The organism is Rhodococcus aerolatus, from assembly GCF_054783215.1.
Window position 1 is genome coordinate 1 of the sequence record NZ_BAAGQZ010000002.1, and the last position, 21,432, is coordinate 21,432.

The 21,432-nt window shown below is 75.4% G+C and carries 18 protein-coding genes; 10 read left to right on the forward strand and 8 right to left on the reverse strand.

Annotation, left to right across the window (positions count from 1 at the left end):
- The 4 genes from ACYVOF_RS01055 to ACYVOF_RS01070 form a co-directional block, all read right to left on the reverse strand.
- Nucleotides 1-2,374 (reverse strand): MMPL family transporter (locus ACYVOF_RS01055; protein ID WP_460863489.1); only part of this gene is annotated, 2,374 nt, incomplete at its 3' end.
- An 8-nt stretch (nucleotides 2,375-2,382) separates the two neighbouring features.
- Entirely contained in the window at nucleotides 2,383-3,048 is a 666-nt protein-coding gene (locus ACYVOF_RS01060) for an NYN domain-containing protein (RefSeq protein ID WP_460863491.1), read from the reverse strand.
- A gap of 20 nt (nucleotides 3,049-3,068) precedes the next feature.
- A complete protein-coding gene (locus ACYVOF_RS01065; RefSeq protein ID WP_460863494.1) occupies nucleotides 3,069-3,776 on the reverse strand; it encodes a tRNA (guanine(46)-N(7))-methyltransferase TrmB in 708 nt (235 codons plus the stop codon).
- 31 nt (nucleotides 3,777-3,807) lie between these two features.
- Complete coding sequence (locus ACYVOF_RS01070) at nucleotides 3,808-4,074, reverse strand: hypothetical protein (RefSeq protein WP_460863496.1); 267 nt, start codon at nucleotides 4,072-4,074, stop codon at nucleotides 3,808-3,810.
- 281 nt (nucleotides 4,075-4,355) lie between these two features.
- Between ACYVOF_RS01070 and ACYVOF_RS01075 the strand changes: the two genes are divergently transcribed.
- Nucleotides 4,356-4,817 carry a hypothetical protein gene (locus tag ACYVOF_RS01075; RefSeq protein ID WP_460863497.1) on the forward strand — a complete coding sequence of 154 codons (462 nt, stop codon included), beginning with the start codon at nucleotides 4,356-4,358 and terminating at the stop codon, nucleotides 4,815-4,817.
- On the opposite strand, the gene mscL is transcribed toward ACYVOF_RS01075, so the two are convergent.
- Both mscL and ACYVOF_RS01085 read right to left on the reverse strand, forming a co-directional pair.
- The gene (gene mscL, locus ACYVOF_RS01080; RefSeq protein WP_460863498.1) at nucleotides 4,814-5,302 is read right to left on the reverse strand and encodes a large-conductance mechanosensitive channel protein MscL; all 489 of its coding nucleotides are present in this window, start codon (nucleotides 5,300-5,302) and stop codon (nucleotides 4,814-4,816) included. The genes ACYVOF_RS01075 and mscL overlap by 4 nt on opposite strands.
- Nucleotides 5,303-5,377: 75 nt before the next feature.
- The gene (locus tag ACYVOF_RS01085) at nucleotides 5,378-5,857 is read right to left on the reverse strand and encodes a MarR family winged helix-turn-helix transcriptional regulator (protein WP_460863500.1); all 480 of its coding nucleotides are present in this window, start codon (nucleotides 5,855-5,857) and stop codon (nucleotides 5,378-5,380) included.
- 115 nt (nucleotides 5,858-5,972) lie between these two features.
- Here ACYVOF_RS01085 and asnB point away from each other — a divergent pair, with 115 nt between their 5' ends.
- The 5 genes from asnB (at nucleotide 5,973) to ACYVOF_RS01110 (ending at nucleotide 14,264) form a co-directional block, all read left to right on the forward strand.
- A complete protein-coding gene (asnB, locus tag ACYVOF_RS01090) occupies nucleotides 5,973-7,853 on the forward strand; it encodes an asparagine synthase (glutamine-hydrolyzing) (RefSeq protein ID WP_460863501.1) in 1,881 nt (626 codons plus the stop codon).
- Nucleotides 7,854-7,927: 74 nt separating this feature from the next.
- Nucleotides 7,928-9,439, forward strand: coding sequence for a dynamin family protein (locus ACYVOF_RS01095; protein WP_460863502.1), 1,512 nt, complete (start codon nucleotides 7,928-7,930; stop codon nucleotides 9,437-9,439).
- A gap of 11 nt (nucleotides 9,440-9,450) precedes the next feature.
- Nucleotides 9,451-11,307, forward strand: coding sequence for a dynamin family protein (locus tag ACYVOF_RS01100; protein WP_460863504.1), 1,857 nt, complete (start codon nucleotides 9,451-9,453; stop codon nucleotides 11,305-11,307).
- Between the two features lie 111 nt (nucleotides 11,308-11,418).
- Nucleotides 11,419-12,159, forward strand: coding sequence for a DUF6802 family protein (locus ACYVOF_RS01105; protein ID WP_460863505.1), 741 nt, complete (start codon nucleotides 11,419-11,421; stop codon nucleotides 12,157-12,159).
- Nucleotides 12,160-12,425: 266 nt separating this feature from the next.
- Complete coding sequence (locus ACYVOF_RS01110) at nucleotides 12,426-14,264, forward strand: phosphoenolpyruvate carboxykinase (GTP) (protein WP_460863507.1); 1,839 nt, start codon at nucleotides 12,426-12,428, stop codon at nucleotides 14,262-14,264.
- Nucleotides 14,265-14,508: 244 nt separating this feature from the next.
- Here ACYVOF_RS01110 and ACYVOF_RS01115 read toward each other — a convergent pair whose 3' ends face one another.
- Both ACYVOF_RS01115 and ACYVOF_RS01120 read right to left on the reverse strand, forming a co-directional pair.
- Entirely contained in the window at nucleotides 14,509-15,462 is a 954-nt protein-coding gene (locus tag ACYVOF_RS01115) for an Abi-alpha family protein (RefSeq protein ID WP_460863509.1), read from the reverse strand.
- 1 nt (nucleotide 15,463) lies between these two features.
- On the reverse strand, nucleotides 15,464-16,738 hold the full coding sequence (locus tag ACYVOF_RS01120) for a hypothetical protein (RefSeq protein WP_460863511.1): 1,275 nt from the start codon (nucleotides 16,736-16,738) through the stop codon (nucleotides 15,464-15,466).
- Between the two features lie 95 nt (nucleotides 16,739-16,833).
- Here ACYVOF_RS01120 and ACYVOF_RS01125 point away from each other — a divergent pair, with 95 nt between their 5' ends.
- The 4 genes from ACYVOF_RS01125 to mctP all read left to right on the forward strand — a co-directional run bounded on the left by ACYVOF_RS01125 (nucleotide 16,834) and on the right by mctP (nucleotide 21,429).
- Nucleotides 16,834-17,472, forward strand: coding sequence for an HAD family hydrolase (locus tag ACYVOF_RS01125; RefSeq protein WP_460863513.1), 639 nt, complete (start codon nucleotides 16,834-16,836; stop codon nucleotides 17,470-17,472).
- 62 nt (nucleotides 17,473-17,534) lie between these two features.
- Entirely contained in the window at nucleotides 17,535-19,397 is a 1,863-nt protein-coding gene (locus ACYVOF_RS01130; RefSeq protein WP_460863515.1) for a hypothetical protein, read from the forward strand.
- An 83-nt stretch (nucleotides 19,398-19,480) separates the two neighbouring features.
- A complete protein-coding gene (locus ACYVOF_RS01135) occupies nucleotides 19,481-19,756 on the forward strand; it encodes a DUF3311 domain-containing protein (RefSeq protein WP_460863516.1) in 276 nt (91 codons plus the stop codon).
- A complete protein-coding gene (gene mctP, locus ACYVOF_RS01140; RefSeq protein WP_460863518.1) occupies nucleotides 19,756-21,429 on the forward strand; it encodes a monocarboxylate uptake permease MctP in 1,674 nt (557 codons plus the stop codon). The genes ACYVOF_RS01135 and mctP overlap by 1 nt, the downstream gene beginning before the upstream one ends.
- Nucleotides 21,430-21,432 lie beyond the last annotated feature (3 nt).

Sequence of the window (21,432 nt, forward strand, 5' to 3'; positions counted from 1 at the left end):
GCGGCGGGGCCGCGGGCTCGCCGCGCCACGGCGGCCGGGCGGGGGCCGGGGTCGGCCGGGGGAAGTAGTCCGGGCGCGGGGCGGGACCGCCGCGCGGGGTCGCGGGCTCGGGCCGGGCCGGCGGGTCCGGCAGGGCGGGGAAGGGCTGGGTCTCCTCGAGCCCCGGCACCTCCACCCGCGGCCGGGGCGTGGGCCGCCGGCGGGGCGCCGCCGCGGGCGCGGCCGGGGCCGTCGCTGGGGCCTCGACCTCGCCGAGCCCGACGGCCTGCTGCACCCGCACCAGCCAGGCCGGGGCCCACCAGATGCGGTCGCCGATCGCGGCCATCACCGTCGGCACCAGCAGCATCCGCACCACGGTGGCGTCGAGCACCAGCGCGACGATCATGCCGAGCCCGATGAACCGCATCTGCACCACGTCGGAGAACGCGAACGCCCCGGCGACCACGGCCAGCAGCACCGCCGCGGCGCTGATCACGCCACCGGTCTGCCCGGTGCCGCGGCGGATCGCCCGCTGCGTGTCCACCCCCGCGGCCCGCGCCTCCACCATCCGGGAGAGCAGGAACGTCTCGTAGTCGGTGGACAGGCCGAAGATGACCGACACCATCATCACGACGACGCCAGCCTCGAGCGGGCCGGGCGTGATGCCCAGGACTCCGGCCCCGTGCCCGTCGACGAACACCCACGTGAGCAGGCCGAACGTGGCGCCCAGGCTCAGCGCGGACATCACCACGGCCTTGATCGGCAGCAGCACCGACCCGAACGCCAGGAACACCAGCACCAGCGTCGCCACCACCAGCAGCAGCGCCATGGCCGGCAGGGTCGAGCCCACGGCGTCCAGGCTGTCCATCGTGGAGGCGACCGAGCCGCCCACCAGCACCCCCGCCCCGGCCGGTGCGGGCAGGTCCCGCAGGCTGCGCACCGCCTCCTGCGGGGTGGCGCCGGTGGCGTCGAGCGTCGCGGTCAGCACGGTCACGGCCGTACCGTCCGGGGCCGTGCCCTGCTGGGTGGGGGCCACGGCGCTCACCCCGGCCACCCCCTGGGCCGCGGCCCCGAGCGCGGCGAGCTCGGCCGGGGTGCCGCCGGTGACGACGAGCGTGGCCGAGTCCGCCACCAGGGACGGGAACTCGGCGCGCAGCAGCTCGGTGGTCAGCCGGGTCTGCGAGGCGGGGGGCAGCGCGCGCTCCTGGGCGTCGCCGAAGCGGGCGCCGCCGAAGGGCAGCGCCAGCAGCACCAGGACGGCGGTGATGGGGACGGCCACCAGCAGCGGCCGGCGCATGACGGCGCCCGCGGTGCGGCCCCAGAAGCTGACCTCGGGCACGGCGTGCGGGCGCAGCCCGGCCCGGGGCACGCGGGCGGCGTCGACCCGGGGGCCCAGCACGGCCAGCGTCGCCGGCAGCACGGTGAGCGCGACCATCGCCGCCATCGCGACCGCGGCCATCCCGCCGTAGCCGAGCGACTTGAGGAACCCCTGCGGGAACAGCAGCAGCCCCGAGAGCGCGACGGCGAGCAGGGTCGCGGAGAACGCCACCGTCCGCCCGGCGGTCGCGACCGTCCGCTGCACCGCGTGGGCGGTGGTGGCGCCACCCTGCAGCTCCTCCCGGAAGCGGCTGACGGTGAACAGGCCGTAGTCGATGGCCAGGCCGAGGCCGAGCAGCGTCACGACGTTGACGGAGAACGAGTTGACGTCGACCGCCAGCGACACCAGCCGCAGCACCCCGAGGGAGAACAGGATCGTCAGCAGCCCGACGACGACGGGCAGCGACGCGGCCACCAGCCCGCCGAACACCAGCACCAGCAGCACGAGCACGACGGGCAGGGAGACGGTCTCGGCGCGCACCAGGTCGGCCTCGGTGCGCTGGTTGAGCTCGGTGCTCTGCGGGCCGAACCCGGCCAGCGCCACCGTCGCCCCCGGCACCTGGGCGTCCACGGTGAAGTCGTCGGCCACCCGCTCGTAGGCCTGCAGCACCGCCGCGTCGGTGTCCCCGCGCAGGGTCACCACGGCCAGCGCGCGGGTGCGGTCGGCGTTGACGAGGGTGGGGGCGCCGGTGGCCCAGAAGGAGGTGGCCGAGGCGACGTCGTCGGCGGGCAGCGCGGCCAGCCGGTCGCCGACCGCGGCCGCCAGCGCCGGGTCGTCCACCGTGGTGCCTGCCGGGGCGGTGTAGACGGCGATGACGTCGGCGCTGGTGCGGCCGAACGTCTCCCGCACCAGGTCGTCGGCCTGCGCGGACGCGCTGGCCGGGTCGGCGAACCCGCCCTGGGTGAGCCGGTCGAACAGCCCCAGCCCCCACGCGCCGGACCCGAGCGCCGCGACGAGGACGACCACCAGCACCACCCACCGCCTGCGGTGGACGAGCGCGCCCCAGCTCGCGAACACGCGGCGGCTCAGCGCCCCGAGCGCAGCGCCGAGAGCGGCCGGAAGGGGGCCAGCCAGGCGCCGGAGTCGGGCAGGTTGTCGAGGTGGATCCGCGGCAGCGGCTCGCGGAACACCCCGGGGATGTCCTCGAGGTCGACGAAGTCGAGCACGTCGGAGGTCAGCGCCCAGGTGGCGTGCTCGCGGAACCCGATGACCTGCACCGGGATGCCGGCGACGGCGAGCTCCTCGAGGGGCTCGCGGAAGGCCTGCCCGTCGGCGGAGGCGACGATGACCGACGCCAGGCCGGGGGTGCCCGCGCGCAGCTCGATGTGGTCGAGCATGTCGTCGTCGACGTCGGAGGCCTCGTCGATCTTCGGCTTGGCGAAGACGGCGAAGCCGACGTTGCGCAGCGCCTCGACCCAGGGGCGCACCTGCTCGGCGCCGCCCTTGGCGACGTTGGTGAACACCGTGGCCTCGGGCTCCAGGCTGACCCCGGTGGCCTCCTCGAGGGCGTCGGTGCGGGTCAGCAGCCACCGGCCGAGGGCGTCGAAGCGGGGCCGGTGCACCGACGTCGGCCGCCCGCCGAGGATCGACCCGAGGCCCATGTCCAGGTTCGGCGCGTCCCAGACCAGGAGCACCCGGGGCGGGGCGGACGGGGAGCCGGTGGGGGACGTCACGGCCCCATCCTCCCCCATGACGCGCCCGTGGCCCCCCGTCAGGACCGGCGTCGCAGCACGATCTCGGTGACGGCCGAGCCCGCCGCCCCGGCGCGGCGCTCGAACTTGGTCTCCGGCCGGTCGAGGCGCACGGGCGCGTCCGCCCCCGGCTCGTGGTCCACCAGCTCGGGCACCGCCGCGGCCTCGGCGCGGGTGAAGGCCGCGTAGTCGGCCACGTCGGTGGCCACGTGCAGCACCCCGCCCGGGCGCAGCCGGGAAGCGACGAGGCCGAGCGTGGCGCGGGAGAGCAGCCGGCGCTTGTGGTGGCGCTGCTTCGGCCACGGGTCGGGGAAGAAGACGCGCACGGCCGTCAGCGAGCCGGGGGCGAGGCCCTCGGCCAGCAGCGGCACTGCGTCCCCGTGCAGCACCCGCACCGAGCCGACGCCGCGCTCGTCGCAGGCCGCGAGCAGCTGGGCCAGGCCGGGGCGGTAGACGTCCACCGCGAGCACGTCGAGCCCCGGCTCGGACTCGGCCAGCGCGGCCGTGGCGACACCCGTCCCGCAGCCGACCTCGAGGACGAGCGGGGCGGTCCGGCCGAACCAGGCCCGGGTGTCGAGCCCGCCCGCGGTGACGACGTCGTCGACGTGCGCGCCCCGGCTCGGCCACCAGGTGTCCCACGCCCGCTGCTGCCGGGCGGTCAGCGCGTCGCGGCGCGAGCGGAAGCTGACGACCCGGGCGAGGGGGCGGTCGGTCGGGGGCAGGCTCACCGGGCCATGGTCCCCCACGGGCCGTGCACGCTCAGCCGTGGTCGGGCGGGGCGGCCTCGTCGAGCAGCCCGATGGCGAGGGCGTCCGCGCGTCCCTCGAGCTCGAGGCCGCGGGCGAGCAGGGTGGCCCGCTCCAGCGCGTCGGGCTCGGTGCCGGCCGCTGCGGCCAGGGCGTGGGCGCGGCCGCGCAACGAGGCGACCAGCGCCTCGACGTCCACCCACACCCGGCCGTCGTAGCCGAGGGTCTCGATCTGGTCCACCACCACGGCGGAGCTCGGCAGGGCCGTCGAGTCGGGCACGACGCTCGCCTCCTCCCGATGGTCCGGCCGTCGTGCCGGCGGGGGTGGGCAGGCGGACGGTAGCGGTGGCGGGTCCGCGGTCGCGGAGCCCCGATCGGGAGACCCTGCCCCACCGGGGAGGTCCTGGTCAACCGCCCAGGAGACCGGGACCGGTGACCGGATCGCGACCTCGGCCGCGCGCGGGTGTTGATCACCGCGGGTTACGGTGGGGGGGTGACTGAGACCGGGGTCGTCGACACGCTGCGTGACCGTGCCGTGCCTCGGACCTCCCGGGCAGCCGGGTGAGGTCCTACACCTGGCGGCGTCCCGCCCCGGCCGTCAGCCCCGCCCCGGCCGGCACCCCCGACACGGTGCACCACCGGATGCTGCTCGCGGGCGAGGTGCTCACCGGGCTGGCCCTCGTCGGCTCCGAGCAGCGCAGCGCGCTGGACCGCGCGGCGGGCTGGGACGCGCACGCACCCGTCCCGGCCGAGACGCTGCTGGCGGCGCTCGAGGCCGTCTCCGAGCAGGCCCGGCTCACCGCCAGGGCGGGTCGCCGGGCCGGCGACGGGGGCAGGCGCGGCTGGCTCGCCGGGACGGCCGAGCACTGGCACGCCTACCTCGGCTGGCTCGGCGAGCAGCTCGAGGCCCACGCGACCGCGGTGCCGCGCGTGGTGGGCCCCGGCCGGGACCGGGTCGAGGCGGCGCTGCGCACGGCCCGGGCCGACTGTGCCGCGGCGCGGCTGGGGTGGGCCGCCGGCTAGCGGCCCGTCCCGTGGCGGCCGGTGTCGCCGGGCGCGTCGTCGGTGGTGATGGTGCCCGGCCGGATGCCGGCGGTGGTGCCGGCGCCGGTGCCCGCAGCGTCGCTGCGGGCCAGCAGGTCCCGGATCTCGATGAGCAGCTCGACGTCGGTCGGCTCCGCGGGTCCGTCCTCGACGCCGGCCTTGCGGCGCTCCTTGAGCTTGTTCATCGGCAGCACGAGGATGAAGTAGACGACGGCGGCGACGATGAGGAAGTTGATCGCCGCGGTGATGACGGCCCCGAAGTCGACGAAGGTGTTCTCGTTGCCGGCGCGCAGCGTGAACCCGAGCCCCGGGCTCTCCGCCCCGCCGATCGCGGCGATGAGCGGCTTGATGATGCTGCCGGTGAACGCGGTGACGATGGCCCCGAAGGCCGCGCCGATGACGACCGCGACGGCCAGGTCGATGACGTTGCCGCGCAGGATGAAGTCCTTGAAACCCTTGACCACGGTGCCTCCCGGGGGGTCGCGGGGCCCACCGGTGCGGGCCCGACGCGGGGGATCATCGCACCCCGGGGCGGTCCGTCAGGCGTTTCCCGCGCGTCGGGTGTCCAGCCCCCGGTTGAACTCGGCGAGCAGCTGGGCGAAGGTCTCGCGCTCGTCGCCGTCCCAGCCGTCGAGCACCTGCCGCAGCGGCGCCATCCGGCGGCTGCGCACCGCCAGGACCTGCTCGCGGCCGGGCTCGGTCAGCGTCACCAGCCCGGACCGGGAGTCGTGGGGGTCGTCGGCGACCAGCACCAGCGACTCCGCCCGCAGCCGGGTGACCTGGCGGGAGACCGTGGGCTTGCTGACGCCCAGCCGGTCGGCCAGCGCGCCGAGCCGCAGCGGCCCGGACTGCTCGAGCAGGACCAGCAGCGGGTAGCTGTACCGGGTCACCGCCGTGCCCGCGCCGTACCCCTGCGCCCACACCTCCTCGAGGGTGCGCCGCAGCAGCAGCGTGATCTCGCGCTCGATGACCGTGACGGACTCCGGGTGGGCATCCGGACGAATCGGACTCGTCGTCATCGCTCGATGCTACTGCGCCGACCCCGACCAGGTACTTGTTTCGCGTTGCTAAGCGGAACGTTGCGTGGTGAAATCGTGTTACAGCAGGTAACACCAAGATCACCAGGAGGCAGTCGTGTGCGGAGTCGCGGGTTGGGTGTCCTTCGAGCGGGACCTGTCGGGGCCGGGTCCCGACCGCGAGGTGGCGTGGGCGATGACGCGGACCATGGCCGACCGGGGACCGGACGACGAGGGGCTGTGGACCTCGCCCCACGCGGTGCTGGGCCACCGCCGGCTCGCGGTGATCGACCTGCCGCTGGGCCACCAGCCGATGGTGCTGGGCCGTCCGGAGGCCGACGGCGGTGAGCGCAGCGTGCTCGTCTACTCCGGCGAGACCTACAACTTCCGCGAGCTGCGCGAGCGCCTCGCCGCCGCCGGGCACCGCTTCGAGACCTCCAGCGACACCGAGGTGGTGCTCCACGCCCACGCCGAGTGGGGTACGCGCGACCCGCGCGACGCCGTCCGCGAGCTCAACGGGATCTTCGCCTACGCCCTGTGGGACACCGCGGCCGAGGAGCTCGTGCTCGTCCGCGACCGGCTGGGCGTCAAGCCGCTCTACTACCTCGAGACCCCGGACGGCGTCCTGTTCGGCTCCGAGCCCAAGGCCATCCTGGCCAACCCGCTGGCGAGCCGGCGCGTCGGCGTCGACGGCCTGCGCCGGCTGCTGGGCTTCTGCTACGACCCGTCCAACGCCGTCTACGAGGGCATGCGCGAGGTGCCGCCGGGCCACGTCGTGCGGATCTCGCGGGCCGGGCTGCGCGAGGAGCGGTACTGGGCGCTCGACGCCCACCCCCACACCGACGACGTCCCCACCACCGTCGCCCACGTCCGCGAGCTGCTCGACGACACCGCCGCCCGCCAGCTCGTCGCCGACGTGCCGCTGTGCACCCTGCTCTCCGGCGGGCTCGACTCCTCGGCACTGACCGCGCTGGCCGCCCGTCGGCTGGCCGCCGACGGGAAGGGCGCGGTGCGCTCGTTCTCCGTCGACTTCGCCGGCTACGCCGACAACTTCCGCGCCGACGGCCTGCGCGACGCCCCCGACACCCAGTTCGTGCAGGACGTCGCCCGCCACGTCGCGGCCGACCACACCGACATCGTGCTGAGCAACGACGACCTGCTCGACCCCGTCGCCCGCGACGCCGTGCTCCGCGCCCGCGACCTGCCCGGCATCGGGGACATGGACACCTCGCTCTACCTGCTGTTCAAGGCCGTCCGCGAGCGGTCCACCGTGGCGCTGAGCGGGGAGTCCGCCGACGAGGTGTTCGGCGGCTACTCCGACTTCCACGACCCCGCGGCCGTCGGGGCGGACACGTTCCCCTGGCTGGCCGGGGCCATGGCGCGCTCGCACGGCACGGCCGGCGTCTCCGGCGGCGGTCCGTTCTCCGCCGGGCTGGCCCGCGAGCTCGACCTCGAGGGGTACCTGGAGGACCAGTACCGCCGGGCCCTGGCCGAGGTGCCGCGCCGCGACGGAGAGACCGGGCACGAGGCGCGGATGCGCGAGGTCTGCTACTTCTACCTCACCCGCTTCCTGCCCATCCTGCTCGAGCGCAAGGACCGGATGAGCATGGCCGTGGGCCTCGAGGTGCGCGTGCCGTTCTGCGACCACCGCCTGGTGGAGTACGTCTTCGGCACCCCGTGGTCGCACAAGACCTTCGACGGCCGGGAGAAGTCCCTGCTGCGCGCCGCGACGGCGGACCTGCTGCCCGACAGCGTCGTCCAGCGCGTCAAGAGCCCGTACCCGTCCACCCAGGACCCGGGCTACGGCAAGGCGATCAGCGCCCAGCTCGGCCAGGTGCTCGACGACCCCACCGCCCGGGTCGGCGGGCTGCTGGATCGCGACGCCGCGCAGGCGCTCGCCGCGGGGACCGACGAGTCCCCGGGGGCGCGCTCGCAGGCCGAGCGCGTCGTGCAGATGGAGGACTGGGCGCGCACCTACGACGTGGTCCTGCCCGGGTAGGCCCGCGGCGGGGGAGGATGGCGGCGGCCCGCACCCGGCGGGCCGCCGCCGTCGCCGCTGGGGGGAGGCCCGCCGTGCTCGACCTGCGCCGCGCCGTGGACGACCTGTGCGCGTCGGTGGCGCGGTCCGCTGCCCCCGGCCCGGCCGCCGACGGGGTGGCCGCGGTGCGGGCCCGGCTGGCCGCGCCGCTGCAGGTGGCGGTGGCCGGGCGCACCAGCTCGGGCAAGTCGACGCTGGTCAACGCCCTCGTCGGCCGGCGGGTCGCCCCCACCGCCGCGGGTGAGTGCACCCGCCTGGTCACCCGCTTCACCCACGCCGAGGTGGAGCGGGTGGAGGTGGTGCTGCGCGACGGCACCACCCGCGCACTGCCCTTCGAGGCCGACGGGTCGGTGACCGAGGCGGTCTCGGCGCGCCTCGGGGTGGCCCCGGCCGCGGTGTCGCACCTCGAGGTGCGGCTCTCCGCGGCGCTGCTCACCGGGCTCACCGTCGTCGACACCCCCGGCCTCGCCGGCGCCGACGACGAGCTCGTCGGGCGCACGACGGCCGTGCTGGACGGGGGCCTGGACGACGTGTCCCGCCGGGCGCTGACCGGGGCGGAGGCGGTGCTCTACGTGCTCACCCAGGGCGTGCGGGCCGACGACGCCGACGTGCTCGCCACCTTCACCGCCGCCACCGCGGGGCGCGACTCCGGGCCGGTCAACGCCCTGGCCGTGCTGAACAAGGCGGACACGGTGGTGCCCGACGGCGGCGCCGGTGCCGCGAGCCCGGAGCGGACCTGGGCGGCGGCGCAGCGGCTGGCCGCTCGGCAGGCGCGGGCGCTGGGCCCCCGGGTGGCCGACGTCCTGCCCGTGGTCGGGCTGCTCGCGCAGTCGGTGACCACGGGGGCGTTCGGCGACCCCGACGCGGCCGTGCTGCGGTCACTCGCCGCGGTGGACCCCGCTGTGCTCCAGGCGATGCTGGCCTCGGCGGACCTGTTCACGACCCTGCCCTGCGGGGTGGACCAGGCCGCCCGCTCGGCCCTGCTGCACCGGCTGGGCCTGCACGGCGTGCGGGTGGGCCTCGACGTGCTGGCCGCGGACCCGGGGGTGGGCACCGGGGCGCTGCGGGCCCGGCTGCACGCGGCGACGGGGCTCTCCGCGCTGCGGGCCCGGCTGGACTCGGTGCTGGGCGCGCGCAGCGAGGTCATCAAGGCCGCAGCGGCGCTGGCGTCGCTGACCGCCCTGGCCGCGGACGACCCGGTGCTGGCCGCGGTCGTCACCGACGGGGTGGAGGCCCTGCTGGCCCGCCCCGAGGCGCACCGGCTGCGGCTGGTGCAGGTGCTGACCCAGCTGGCCTCGGGGGCGGTGGCGCTGCCCGAGGACCTGGCCGCGGAGGTGGTCCGTGTCGGCGCGGACACCGCCCCCGCGGTGCGCCTCGCCGCGCCGGGCGCCACCCCGGCCCAGCTCTCCGCGCGGGCCTTGGAGCGGGCGGGCTGGTGGCGCTCCTGGGCCGGGCTGGGCGCCTCGCCCGCCCAGGCCCGGCTGGCCCACGAGGTGCACCGGGCGTACTTCCTGCTGTGGCAGCAGCTGGGCGGGGGCGGGTCGTGACGGGTGGGCCGGTGCCGCTGCCGGAGCAGGTGCGCCGCTGCCTCGACGAGGTCACCGAGACCCTCGCCGCGGCGGACCCGGACGCCGCCGCCCGGGTGCGCCGGGCGCGCGCCGCGGCGCAGGGCGTGCCCACGCTGGTCGTGGTGGGGGAGACGTTGCGCGGCAAGAGCTCCCTGGTCAACGCGCTGCTCGACACCGAGGGCCTCTCCCCGGTCTCCGCCGGGGCCGCGACGGCCGTGCCGGTGGTGCTGCGCCACGGCGACGTGCTCGCCGCCCGGGCCTGGTTCGCCGACGGCCGCGCCCCCGTCGAGGTCGCCCCGGACCGGCTCGCGGACTGGGCGCTCGGGGACAGCGGGGACGGGGTGGGTGGGGGTCTTCCCGAGGGCCTCCCGCCACCGCGCCACCTGGAGGTCGACGTGCCCGCGGACCTGCTGCGCGGTCTGACCCTCGTCGACACCCCCGGCATCGGCGGGCTCGACGGCCGCCACGCGGAGCTCGCGGCCCGCGCGGCGGAGAACGCCACCGCGCTGCTCGTGGTGCTCGACGCGGGGGCCCCGGCCGGCCGCGGGGAGCTCGAGTTCTGCACCTGGCTGGCCGAGCGGGTGGAGACCGTCGTGGTCGCCCTGGGCCGCACCGACGCCCACCCGGACTGGCGGGCGGTGGCGGCGGAGGACGCCGCGCTGCTGGCGCGGCACGCCCCCCGCCTCGCGGGCGCGACGCTGCACCCCGTCTCGGCCCGGCTCGCCGCGCTCGCGGGCTCGGCCGCGACCGCCGAGCTGCGGGCGGCGCTGGCCGAGCAGTCCGGGGTGGACGCGCTGCGGGACGTGCTGCGCACGAGGGTGTCCGAGCGGGCGGCGCTGCTGCACCACGCCAATGTGCTGCGCGCGCTGCACACCGAGCTGCGGCAGGTGGGGGCCGCGGTCGCCGCCCGGGAGGCCGCGCTGCGCACCGGCTCCGCGGCCGAAGACGCCCGGGTGGCCGCGCTGCGCACCCGCCGCGAGGAGCTGGTGGCGGCCCGGCGCGGCAGCGGGCGGGGCTACCAGCTGCGGCTGCGGGCGCTGGTCGCGCGGGCCCGGGTGGAGTCGACCCACGAGGTGGCCCGGGAGTGCCGCGGGCTGACGGCGTGGTTCCGGGCGCGCGTCGACGCCGCCGACCGTGCGGGCCTGGCGCGGCTGCCCGCCGAGCTCGACCCGGCGCTGGCCGTGGTCGCCGCCCGGCTCAGCGCGGGCATGGCCGGGCGCGTCTCGGCCCTGGTCGAGGAGGTCCTCGGCGAGCTGTTCACCCCCGACGAGCGGGCCCAGGTCGCCGACGTGCTGGGCCGTCGCGCCCCGCTGGTGCCCGCCACCCGGCCGGCAGGGCCGCGCGCGTCGGGCAGCGACGACAAGCTCATGGTCGTGGCCGGCGCGTCCGGCGGGGTGGGCCTGGGCCGGCTCGTCGTCGCCCCGCTGGTGCTGGTGCCTGGGCTCAACGTGCTGCTGGTGCCGCTGACCCTGGGGCTCGGGGCCGGCGCGGCGTGGTTCATGGCCCGGGCCCGCGCCCACGTCGCCGACAAGGCCCACGTGCGGCAGTGGGGTGCCGACGCGGTCGCCGAGGCGCGGTCCGCCCTCGAGGAGGTGGTCGCGGCCCAGCTCATCGAGGTCGAGCACCAGCTGGGGGCGGCGCTGGACGAGGCGGTCGGCCGCCAGGTCGACCGGGTCGACGCCGAGCTGCGCGACGTCGACGCCGCGCTGCGCCTCGCCGCGGGGGAGCGGGCCGAGGCGGCGCGCGAGCTCGCCCGGCTGGGGGCGTCGCTGGGGGCGGGCTGCAGCCGGGTCGACGACCTGCTCGCCGCGCTGCGCACCGCCCGGGTCCGGGTGGTCACCGGCTGACGGGTGCGCGAGGATCAGCCGGGGATCGGCCGGGTACGGGAACCGACGGCCCGGGTGGTGCGTCGCACGGGGGTGCGGCGGGACGTGGCGCACGGGACGGGAGGCACCGGCATGGAGCTCGATGGTGGGTGGGACGCGCACCCGGAGACGGACGTCGGCGGCGACGTCGAGGCGGCGGACGGCACGACCGGCCCGGACCTCAGCATCACGGTCGACGGCGTCGTGCACGACCACGCCGCGACGACCGACCTCGACGGCGACGGCGTGGCCGACACCGTGCACGTCGACGCGGGGCCCGACGACCCCACCGCCGGGTCCTACGACTACACCGACACCACCGGTGACGGGGTGGCCGACACCCTGACCGAGTACGACGCCCACGGCGGGGTCGTCGGGCAGGCGACCTTCGACGCGGCCAGCGGGCAGTGGCGCGAGGTGGCGGCCGGGGACCTGCACGAGATGCGGGCCGAGCCGGGCGCCGCGCCGGCCTCGGCCGGGGTCGACACCGCCCCCGACGCCACCGGGGCCGCGCCGAGCTCCATCGTCGTCGACGGGCCCGGCGGCCCGGCCGACGCGGGCGTGGCCAGCTACGACACCACCGGGGACGGGGTGGCCGACACCGCCGTCGCCACCACCGACGACGGCTCGACGGTCGTGGTCACCGACGTCGACGGGGACGGCCGCGCCGACTACGTCACCGAGGTGGGCCACGACGGCACCTACACCTCGTTCGAGCACACCGGCGGCGCCGAGTGGACAGTGGTGGACAGCGGCACCCTGGGGGTCGACGACCCGGGGACGGCCGCCCCGACGGGCAGCGGCAGGCCGGCCCCGGGCACCCCGCCGGGCTGATCGTCCGGACCTGTCCGACCCGCCCCGGGACCGTGGTCTGGATCGGTTCCGAAATCGTTCCTGTGACCACCTCGACACACCTCGTCGGGTGCTCGGTGATCCGTTGCCGCTAGCCTCGATCCATCAACACCCGGCGCCCGGGGCACCACGACGGTGCTCACGAGCAGCGGCCCGAGCAGCACGGGGTCGCAGCCGGGTCTGCCCCTTTCGCGAGCGGGCCGCGGTCGGTGGAGCGCCACCGGGCGCGTCCGCAGATGGAGAGCCACATGACCGCAGCGACCACCCCCGGTCTCACCACCACCGACGGCACCCCGCCGACCAGGCACGCGGAGCTGCTGGCCTGGGTGACCGAGGTCGCCGAGCTCACCACCCCGGACCGCGTGGTGTGGGTGGACGGCTCCGACGAGGAGTGGGACCGGCTGACCAAGCAGCTGGTCGAGGCCGGCACCTTCACCCAGCTCGACCCGGCGACGAAGCCGAACTCGTTCCTGGCCAACAGCGATCCGTCCGACGTGGCCCGGGTCGAGTCGCGCACGTTCATCTGCTCGCGCGACGAGGCCGACTGCGGCGTGACGAACAACTGGATGGACCCGCGCGAGATGCGGTCGATCATGACCGAGCTCTACCGCGGCTGCATGGCCGGTCGCACGATGTTCGTCGTCCCGTTCTGCATGGGTCCGCTCGAGGCGGAGAACCCCAAGCTGGGCGTCGAGCTGACCGACTCCGAGTACGTCGTGGTCAGCATGAAGATCATGACGCGGATGGGCACCAAGGCCCTGGAGAAGATGGGCACCGACGCCCCCTACGTCAAGGCGCTGCACTCCCTGGGCGCGCCGCTGGCCGAGGGCGAGGCCGACGTGGCGTGGCCCTGCAACGAGACGAAGTACATCACCCAGTTCCCCGAGGACCGCGAGATCTGGTCGTTCGGCTCCGGCTACGGCGGCAACGCGCTGCTGGGCAAGAAGTGCTACTCGCTGCGCATCGCCTCGGCGATGGCCCGCGACGAGGGCTGGCTGGCCGAGCACATGCTGATCCTCAAGCTCGTCAGCCCCGAGCAGAAGGTCCACTACGTGGCGGCCGCGTTCCCCAGCGCGTGCGGCAAGACCAACCTCGCGATGCTCGAGCCGACGATCCCGGGCTGGCGCGTGGAGACCCTCGGCGACGACATCGCGTGGATGACCTTCGGCGAGGACGGCCAGCTCTACGCGGTGAACCCCGAGAACGGCTTCTTCGGCGTCGCCCCGGGCACCAACTGGAAGACCAACCCCAACGCCATGCGCACCATCGAGCAGGGCAACTCGCTGTTCACCAACGTCGCGCTGACCGACGACGGCGACATCTGGTGGGAGGGCATGGAGGGCGAGCCCAGCCACCTGCGCGACTGGAAGGGCCAGGACTGGACGCCGGACTCCGACGCGCTGTCCAGCCACCCGAACTCGCGGTACTGCACCCCGATGGACCAGTGCCCGATCCTGGCCCCGGAGTGGAACGACCCGAAGGGCGTGCCGATCTCGGCCATCCTGTTCGGCGGCCGGCGCAAGACGACGGTGCCGCTGGTCAACGAGGCCCGCGACTGGCAGCACGGCGTGTTCATGGGCGCCACGCTCTCCAGCGAGCAGACCGCCGCGGCCGAGGGCCAGGTGGGCAACGTGCGCCGCGACCCGATGGCCATGATCCCGTTCATCGGCTACAACGTGGGCGACTACTTCCAGCACTGGATCGACATGGGCAAGGGTGCCGACGCCGAGAAGCTGCCGAAGATCTTCTACGTCAACTGGTTCCGACGCGGCGACGACGGCCGCTTCCTGTGGCCCGGGTTCGGCGAGAACTCCCGCGTGCTCAAGTGGGTCGTCGGCCGGCTCGAGGGCACCTCGGCCGCGCAGGAGACCGCCATCGGCCACGTGCCGACGGCGGACGACCTCGACCTCGGCGGCCTCGACGACCCGCGCGAGGACATCGAGGCGTCCCTCGTGGTCGACGAGGCGGAGTGGCGCGAGGAGCTGCCCATGATCGAGGAGTGGTTCACCAAGATCGGGGACAAGCTGCCCAGCGGCCTGCGCGACGAGTTCGACATCCTCAAGCAGCGCCTCGGCGTCCTCGAGTGACGTAGCGGTGCCCGGTCTCCGGGTGGGCACGACGAGGTGACCGCCCGGTGCTGACGGCGGGTGCGCGGTCCTGGTGGGCCGGGCACCCGCCGTCGTCGTTCCCCCCCGACCTCAGGTGCGATTCGCCCACGTCCCGCTCTCGGGAGCGGCGTCAGGTCGCGATTCGCCCACGTCCCGCTCTCGGGAGCGGCGCCACGCCGCGTCTCGCCCACGTCGTGCGCGACGAGGGGACGCACGGGAGGGGTCAGTCGTCGTCGCCGGTGGGCTGGTCGCCGGTCATCGCGCGGGAGCGGGTCAGCGGGGCGGGCCGGCTGCCGTCGAGCGGGAGCACGGCCTGGCAGAAGTCCTGCCCGAAGGCGTTGAGCCGGATGCTGCGGTGCACCGTCTTGGGCACCCGGCCGGCGTGCTTCATCGCCTCCGCCACCTTGGGCTGGGCCTCGACCAGCTGGTAGCGCTGCGGGTTCTCCACCTGCTCCTTGGAGAAGTCGACCATCCCCAGCCGGTTGAGGTTGGTCAGGTACGGCCCGATGCGGTCGGGGTCCCGGCAGCCCGCGTGCTCCGCGATCATGCTGAGCCCGCCCGCCACCAGCTCGGAGCCGATGCCCAGCGGCCGGGTGGTGCGCACGTCGACCGACGGCTGCGGCCCCTCGAGGTAGAGCAGCCGCAGCACCCGGGCCTCGTCGGGCATGAGCTCGGCGAGGATGCGGGCGTAGGCGGGGTGGGTGCTGTCGGCCGCGTCGACGTCGGCGGAGCGGCGCAGCAGGGCGGCCCCCTCGGAGCGCAGGTCGCGCGAGGCCGCCGTCTCGGCCGCGGTCACCGGCTTCCCGTCGCGCGTGCCGTCGGGACCGGGCAGCGCGGGCTGCGGGTCGGGGCGCCGGTCGGCCAGGGCCTGCTGCTCGCGCGCCCCGTACCCCGGCTCGGCGTCGAGGTCGAGCAGCCGGCGTGCGGCCAGCCGCAGCTGCCCCGCCGCGTCGTCGAGCAGGGCGGTGGGCGGCTCCCCGTCCAGGGTGCGGCGCACGACGGTGCCGGTGACGCTCACCGCGCCGGCCGCGGCCCACGTGCTCACCCGCCACCAGCCGACGGCCGCGACCCGCACCAGGCCGGGCGTCGCCTTGACCAGGTTCACCACCACGGGACCCTCCTCGCCCTCCGGGCCGTCGTCCGGTCCACCGTCCCCGGAGTACGCCAGTGTCGACACCTCAGACCCCGAAGATCGCCAGGTGCAGGAAGCCGGCGAACAGGCCCAGCACACCACCGTGGACGAAGAGCAGCCACTCGTCCTGCCGGATCGCGGCGCGCAGCAGCTCGGTGTAGTCGTCGGGCCCCATCTTGCCCATCTGCGTGGAGACGAACGAGTAGATCTTCTTCGACTGCGCCTTGTTGAACTCCTCGTCGCTGAAGGCGGCGGGCGCGAACGACGTGGCCTCGACGGCGAAGGAGTCCTGGATCTTGCGGTAGTCCTTGGTGCCCAGGGCCACCCGCAGCGGCGCCCGCATCGGCCCGACGGTGCGGTCCACGGCCGGGCGCACCGCGTCCTCCAGCATCTGCTGGGTGCGGTCGGACCGGGTGCCGTGCAGCAGCTCGTGGCCGATGTTCTCCACGGTGATGACGTCGTCGGCGATGAGCGTGGCGTAGGACTCGGTGACCTCGTGCTGGCGGCGGATGATCAGCCCCTGCTTCCACGGCACCCAGCGCTTGGGGAACACCGGCTCGAACACGATCGTGATGGCCAGGTAGTTGGCCACCCAGCCGATGATGACCCCACCGACGGGCAGCACCCACCACTGCGGCAGCACGTGCAGGATCGCGACGAGCACGAAGCCCGCGGGCACCCCGAAGTAGATGCCGAACATGCGCATGAAGCGCAGCTCCTTCTCGCACATGGTCACCCACAGCGTCTCGAGCAGCTCGGGGTGCGCCTCGTAGTGGCGGATGACCATGAGCTTGACGTCGATGAGCTGGTCGACGTTCTGGCCGATCTCCTCGGTGATCTCCTTGACGATGCTGGGCAGCTGCTTGCGCACCCGGGAGTGCACCGTCTCGCGCACCGCGGGCGGGAGCTGCGACCAGATCGTGGGGTGCTCGCGGCGCATGATCGTCTCGATGACGTCGGAGATCTCCGACTGCGCGACGACGGCGAGGTGCTGGGCGAGGCTGTCGGGGTCGAGCTCGGCGTAGAAGTCGCTGACGCTGCCCAGCTTGGCGAGACCCTTGTCCACGGCGATGGAGGCCATCTTGTCCGCCCGCGAGGGCACGATCCCCTGCCAACCGACGGCGCCGTCGAACCGGAACAGCGGCACCACCTGGAACCGGCGGGGCATGATGGGGAAGATGATCTTCAGGCCGGGGACGTGGAACCCGCGGAACCGCACCGGCTTGAACAGCATGAGCACGCCGGTCCAGTTCGTGACGTACCCGATGACGCCGGTGAACAAGGGCACGGTGATGAGCTCGAAGATGAGCTTGCTGTCCACCGCGCCTCCGTGGGTTACCGGCTGGTAGGCCGGGGGAGAACCTATCGCAAGCGCCGCGACCCGGCGTGACCGCGGTCACCGCTACCGTGACACCCGTGGTGGGCACCCCGGTCCCGGCCGTCGGTTTCGACCTCGACATGACGCTCGTCGACTCCGCCACGGGCATCGTCGACACCCAGCACGCCGTCCTCGCGGGGCGGGGCGTGGTGCTCGACCGCGCGCAGCTCGAGGCCGAGGTGGGGGTGCCCGTCGAGCTCCTCCTGGCCCGGTGGTTGCCCGCCGGGGACGTCGACGTGGCGGTGGCCGAGTACCGCGCGCGCTACGCCGAGCGGGGCCTGGCCGACGTCACCGCCATGCGCGGGGCGGCCGGGGCGCTGGCGGACCTGCGCCGCCGCGGGACGCGCAGCGTGGTGGTCAGCGCCAAGCCGACCGAGGTGGTGCACCTCGTGCTGGACCGGGTCGGGCTGCTGGTCGACGTCGCCGTCGGCGGGCTGTTCGCCGAGGGCAAGGCGGCCGCGCTGCGCGAGCACGGGGTGGGGGTCTACGTGGGCGACCACCCGGGTGACGTGGCCGGGGCCCTGGCGGCCGGGGCGCGGGCGCTGGCGGTGGCCACGGGCTCGTCCGACGCCGGGACGCTGCGGGCCGCCGGGGCCGAGCACGTGCTGGCCGACCTCACCGAGCTGCCCGGCTGGCTCGACCGGGCCCGACTCCCGGACCCCGCCGCGGAACCGTGACCCCCGCCGCTGCGTCACAGCCAGGACGGGCGCGGTGGCGCCCGGGGGCGGAGGAGCAGGACATGGGCTTCGGGCTGGACGACCTCGCGGACGCGGCGGGGGGCGTGCTGAGCGACGTGGCGTCGAACGCGGTCGACACCGTCACCGGGGTCGCCGACGTCGCGGGGGACGTCCTCGACGCCGATCGCCGCGCCGTCGGCGCCGTCGGCGGCACCCTGGTGGACGCGGCGGGCGGGCTGATCGACCGGCTCACCGGGCACGGCGACGACGACGAGCGCGACCGGCTCGCGGCCCAGCAGGCCGCGGCGGTGGCGGCCGGCGAGGCCGAGCGGTCCGGCATCGACGCCGCGCGTCAGGCGCTGCAGACGCGCGACGGCGCGACCACCGCCACCGACCTCGCCGACGTGCCGCTGTTCCCCGGCCCCGACGAGGACTTCGAGCAGTGGAGCCACCAGGCCATCAAGGACATGCTCGACGGGATCGACGTGGCCGGCATCAGCGCCGGCGCGGACGAGGTCAGCACCGTCGCCGGCCTGCTCTCCGACGACGTCCGTGCCCTGCAGGCCGACCTCACCTCCATCATCGGCGCGGGCTGGGAGGGCGTCTCGGCGTCCGCCGCGAGCGCGGCCACCACCGACTACCTCGGCCGCTGCGCCCAGCTCGCGGCGAGCATCGACGAGGTCGGCCTCGCGCTGCGGGAGACCGCGTCGGTGGCCCGGCAGGCGCAGCAGACCGTCGGCGAGCCCGAGCCGTTCGACGCCGGGAGCGTCCTCGAGGCCACCCTGGGCTCGCTGCCGTTCAGCGGCGGGACGCTGCTGCCCGACCTGTACGACGCCTACCAGCGCCAGGAGGAGACCCACCAGCACGCGGTGCAGGTCGCCGAGACGTGGCGCTCCGGCGACCTCACCGTCAGCGGCCGGCTCCCGGTGCTGGTGGCCCCTGCGAGCCCCGTCGTCGGCGTCCCGAGCTCGCCGGCCGACCCCGGCACCCCCACGCCGACGCCGGCGCCCGGGGACCCGCAGCTGCCCGACCCCCGCGGCCCCCTGCCGACCGGGCCGGTGCCCGGCGGGCCCACCGCGCCGCAGGGCAGCGTCCCGATGCCCGGTGGGGCCCCGGCGCCCGGTGGTGCCCCGGCCCAGCCGGGCGCACCGGGTGCCGGCACGCCCGGGGCCGACCTGCTGACCGGGCCGACCCGCCCGCACGGACCGGGCGCGACCGACCCGGGCGCCACCGTCCCCGGCGGCTCGCACGACGGCGGCTGCTGCTGCGAGGGCTGCTGCGACACCACCGGGACCGGCGCGACCGGGGTGCCGGCCGGGACCAGCGCGGCCGCGCTGACCGGAGCGACGCCGTCGGCGCTGCTCGGCACCCCCGGCACCGGGGCCGGGGCCTGGACCCCGGCCGCCGCCCACGCCGCCACGTCGGACCCCTCGCTCGCCGGGCTGCTGGGCCGGTCCGGGCCCGCCGGCACGGGCTCGGGCCCGTCGGCCGCGTCGCTGCTGCGCTCGGCGGGCCTCGGCACCGGGGGTGCGTCCGCGCTGGGGGGCACCCGGGCGGCGGGCAGCTTCGGGCCGTCCGGGTCCGCCTCGGGCACCTTCGGCACCCCGCCGTCGCCGGCCCGCGCCGGGGGTGGCAGCGCCGGCGGTGGGGCCGTCCCCGGCCTGCACGGCGCCGGCTCGCCCGGCACGGCCGCCGCCGGGATGGTGTCCCGTCCGGTGGCAGGTGCGGCCGCGGCCGGCGCGGAGGGCGCGGAGGGGGGTCGCGGCGCCGTCGGCGGGATGCCGATGATGGGCGGCGCCGGGGGCCGCGGCAAGGGTGGCGGCGGGGAGCACCGCCGCGCCGACTACCTCGTCTCGCCCGAGCACTCGGCCGAGCTGGTCGGCGACCTGCCGCTCGTCGCGCCCGCGGTGATCGGCGAGCGCTGACCCCGCGGCGCCGGGGTGGCCCTGCGGTTGATCACCACGGTCTACAGTGCTCCCGATCACACCGGTGGGACTGAGGGGACGCGATGAGCACCAGGGGACAGGACCGGCCCGGACGGGGTGAGCGGGAGGCGGTCCGCGGGGCCGGCGCGACCCGCTCGGCCGCGGTCGTGCCGTCGATCAAGCCGAGCGCGTGGAACCTGCTGCTGCTGGTGCCGCTGCTGATGCTCGTCACGTCGTTCTTCAACTCCGACGGCCCGCGGCTGTTCGGCCTGCCCTTCTTCTACTGGTACCAGTTCCTGTGGGTGCCGGTGGGCGTGGTCAGCGTCGGGATCGTCTACGTGATGACGAGGGACCGCTGATGGGCGACATCAAGGTCACCGAGCTGATCGTCTTCGGGGCGCTGTTCCTGCTCATCACCGTCATGGGCTTCATGGCGTCGCGGTGGAAGGCCTCCGCCGACATGGCCAGCCTCGACGAGTGGGGCCTGGGCGGGCGCAAGTTCGGCTCCTGGATCACCTGGTTCCTCGTCGGCGGTGACCTCTACACCGCGTACACGTTCGTGGCCGTGCCCGCGCTGGTCTTCGGCGCCGGGGCCATCGGGTTCTTCGCCCTGCCGTACACGGTCGTGCTGTACCCCATCGTCTTCCTGCCGCTGGTGCGCATGTGGTCGGTCTGCCGGGCCAAGGGCTACGTCACCCCCGCCGACTTCGTCCGCGGCCGCTTCGACTCGCCCACCCTGGCCCTGGTCATCGCCGTCACCGGGATCGTCGCGACGATGCCGTACATCGCCCTGCAGCTCGTCGGCCTCGAGGCGGTGCTGCGCACCATGGGCCTCAACGCGGGCGGCCTGGGCGGGCACCTCCCGCTGTTCGTGGCGTTCCTCGTGCTGGCGATCTACACCTACCAGTCGGGGCTGCGGGCGCCGGCGCTCATCGCCTTCGTCAAGGACGCGCTGATCTACGTCGTCATCATCGCCGCCGTGATCTACCTGCCCTCGCAGCTCGGCGGCTGGGGCTCGATCATCGACGCCGCCGACGCCAAGTTCCAGGGCACCGACTCCAAGGCCGACGGCATCCTGCTCAACGCCGGCAACCAGCTGCAGTACGCGACGCTCGCCCTGGGCTCGGCGCTGGCGCTGTTCCTCTACCCCCACTCGCTGACGGGCATCCTCGCCTCCCGGGGCCGCAACGTCATCAAGCGGAACATGGTGGCGCTGCCCGCGTACTCGTTCCTGCTCGGCCTGCTGGCCCTGCTCGGGTACGCGGCGATCGCCTCGGGCGTCACCCCGCTGACCAACGGCGCCACCGGCAAGCCGGACACCAACACCGTCATCCCCGTGCTGTTCGACCAGCAGTTCCCGGCCTGGTTCGCGGGGATCGCCTACGCGGCCATCGGGATCGGCGCCCTGGTGCCCGCGGCGATCATGTCCATCGCGGCGGCCAACCTGTGGACCCGCAACATCTACGTCGAGTACCTCAAGAAGGACGCGACGCCGGCCCAGGAGGCGCGGCAGGCCAAGCTCGCGTCGCTGGTGGTCAAGCTCGGCGCCGTGCTGGCGATCATCGCGATCGACCCGCAGTTCTCCATCGACCTGCAGCTCATCGGCGGGGTCATCATCCTGCAGACGCTGCCGGCGGTGGGCATCGCGCTCTACACCCGCTTCCTGCACCGCTGGGCGCTGCTCGCCGGGTGGGCCGCGGGCCTGGCGTACGGGCTGTGGCTGCTCTACACGATCCCGAACGCGGCCACGGGCAAGAAGCACTTCGGCGGCTCGGGCCTGGCGCTGAGCAAGATCGACGTGTTCGGGTGGCAGCCCTTCGGCGCCTCGACCACCTCGATCTACGTCGGCTTCGTCGCGCTGTTCGTCAACCTCGTGGTGGTGCTCGTCGTGTCGCTGGTGCTGCGGGCGACCTCGGTCTCCAACGGGGCCGACGCCACCGTGCCCGCCGACTACCACGCCGACGACGGCCCGGAGACGACGCCCGCCGAGGCGCTGCCCGCGACGCCGCTGGTGCCGGGCTCGTCGACGTGAGCG

Excerpts from the sequence above, each read along its gene's own strand:
- ACYVOF_RS01060 (WP_460863491.1), bottom strand. The coding sequence starts at position 3,048 with ATGGGGGAGGATGGGGCCGTGACGTCCCCCACCGGCTCCCCGTCCGCC.
- ACYVOF_RS01130 (WP_460863515.1), top strand. The coding sequence starts at position 17,535 with ATGGGCTTCGGGCTGGACGACCTCGCGGACGCGGCGGGGGGCGTGCTG.
- ACYVOF_RS01135 (WP_460863516.1), top strand. The coding sequence starts at position 19,481 with ATGAGCACCAGGGGACAGGACCGGCCCGGACGGGGTGAGCGGGAGGCG.
- ACYVOF_RS01110 (WP_460863507.1), top strand. The coding sequence starts at position 12,426 with ATGACCGCAGCGACCACCCCCGGTCTCACCACCACCGACGGCACCCCG.
- ACYVOF_RS01105 (WP_460863505.1), top strand. The coding sequence starts at position 11,419 with ATGGAGCTCGATGGTGGGTGGGACGCGCACCCGGAGACGGACGTCGGC.
- mctP (WP_460863518.1), top strand. The coding sequence starts at position 19,756 with ATGGGCGACATCAAGGTCACCGAGCTGATCGTCTTCGGGGCGCTGTTC.
- ACYVOF_RS01085 (WP_460863500.1), bottom strand. The coding sequence starts at position 5,857 with ATGACGACGAGTCCGATTCGTCCGGATGCCCACCCGGAGTCCGTCACG.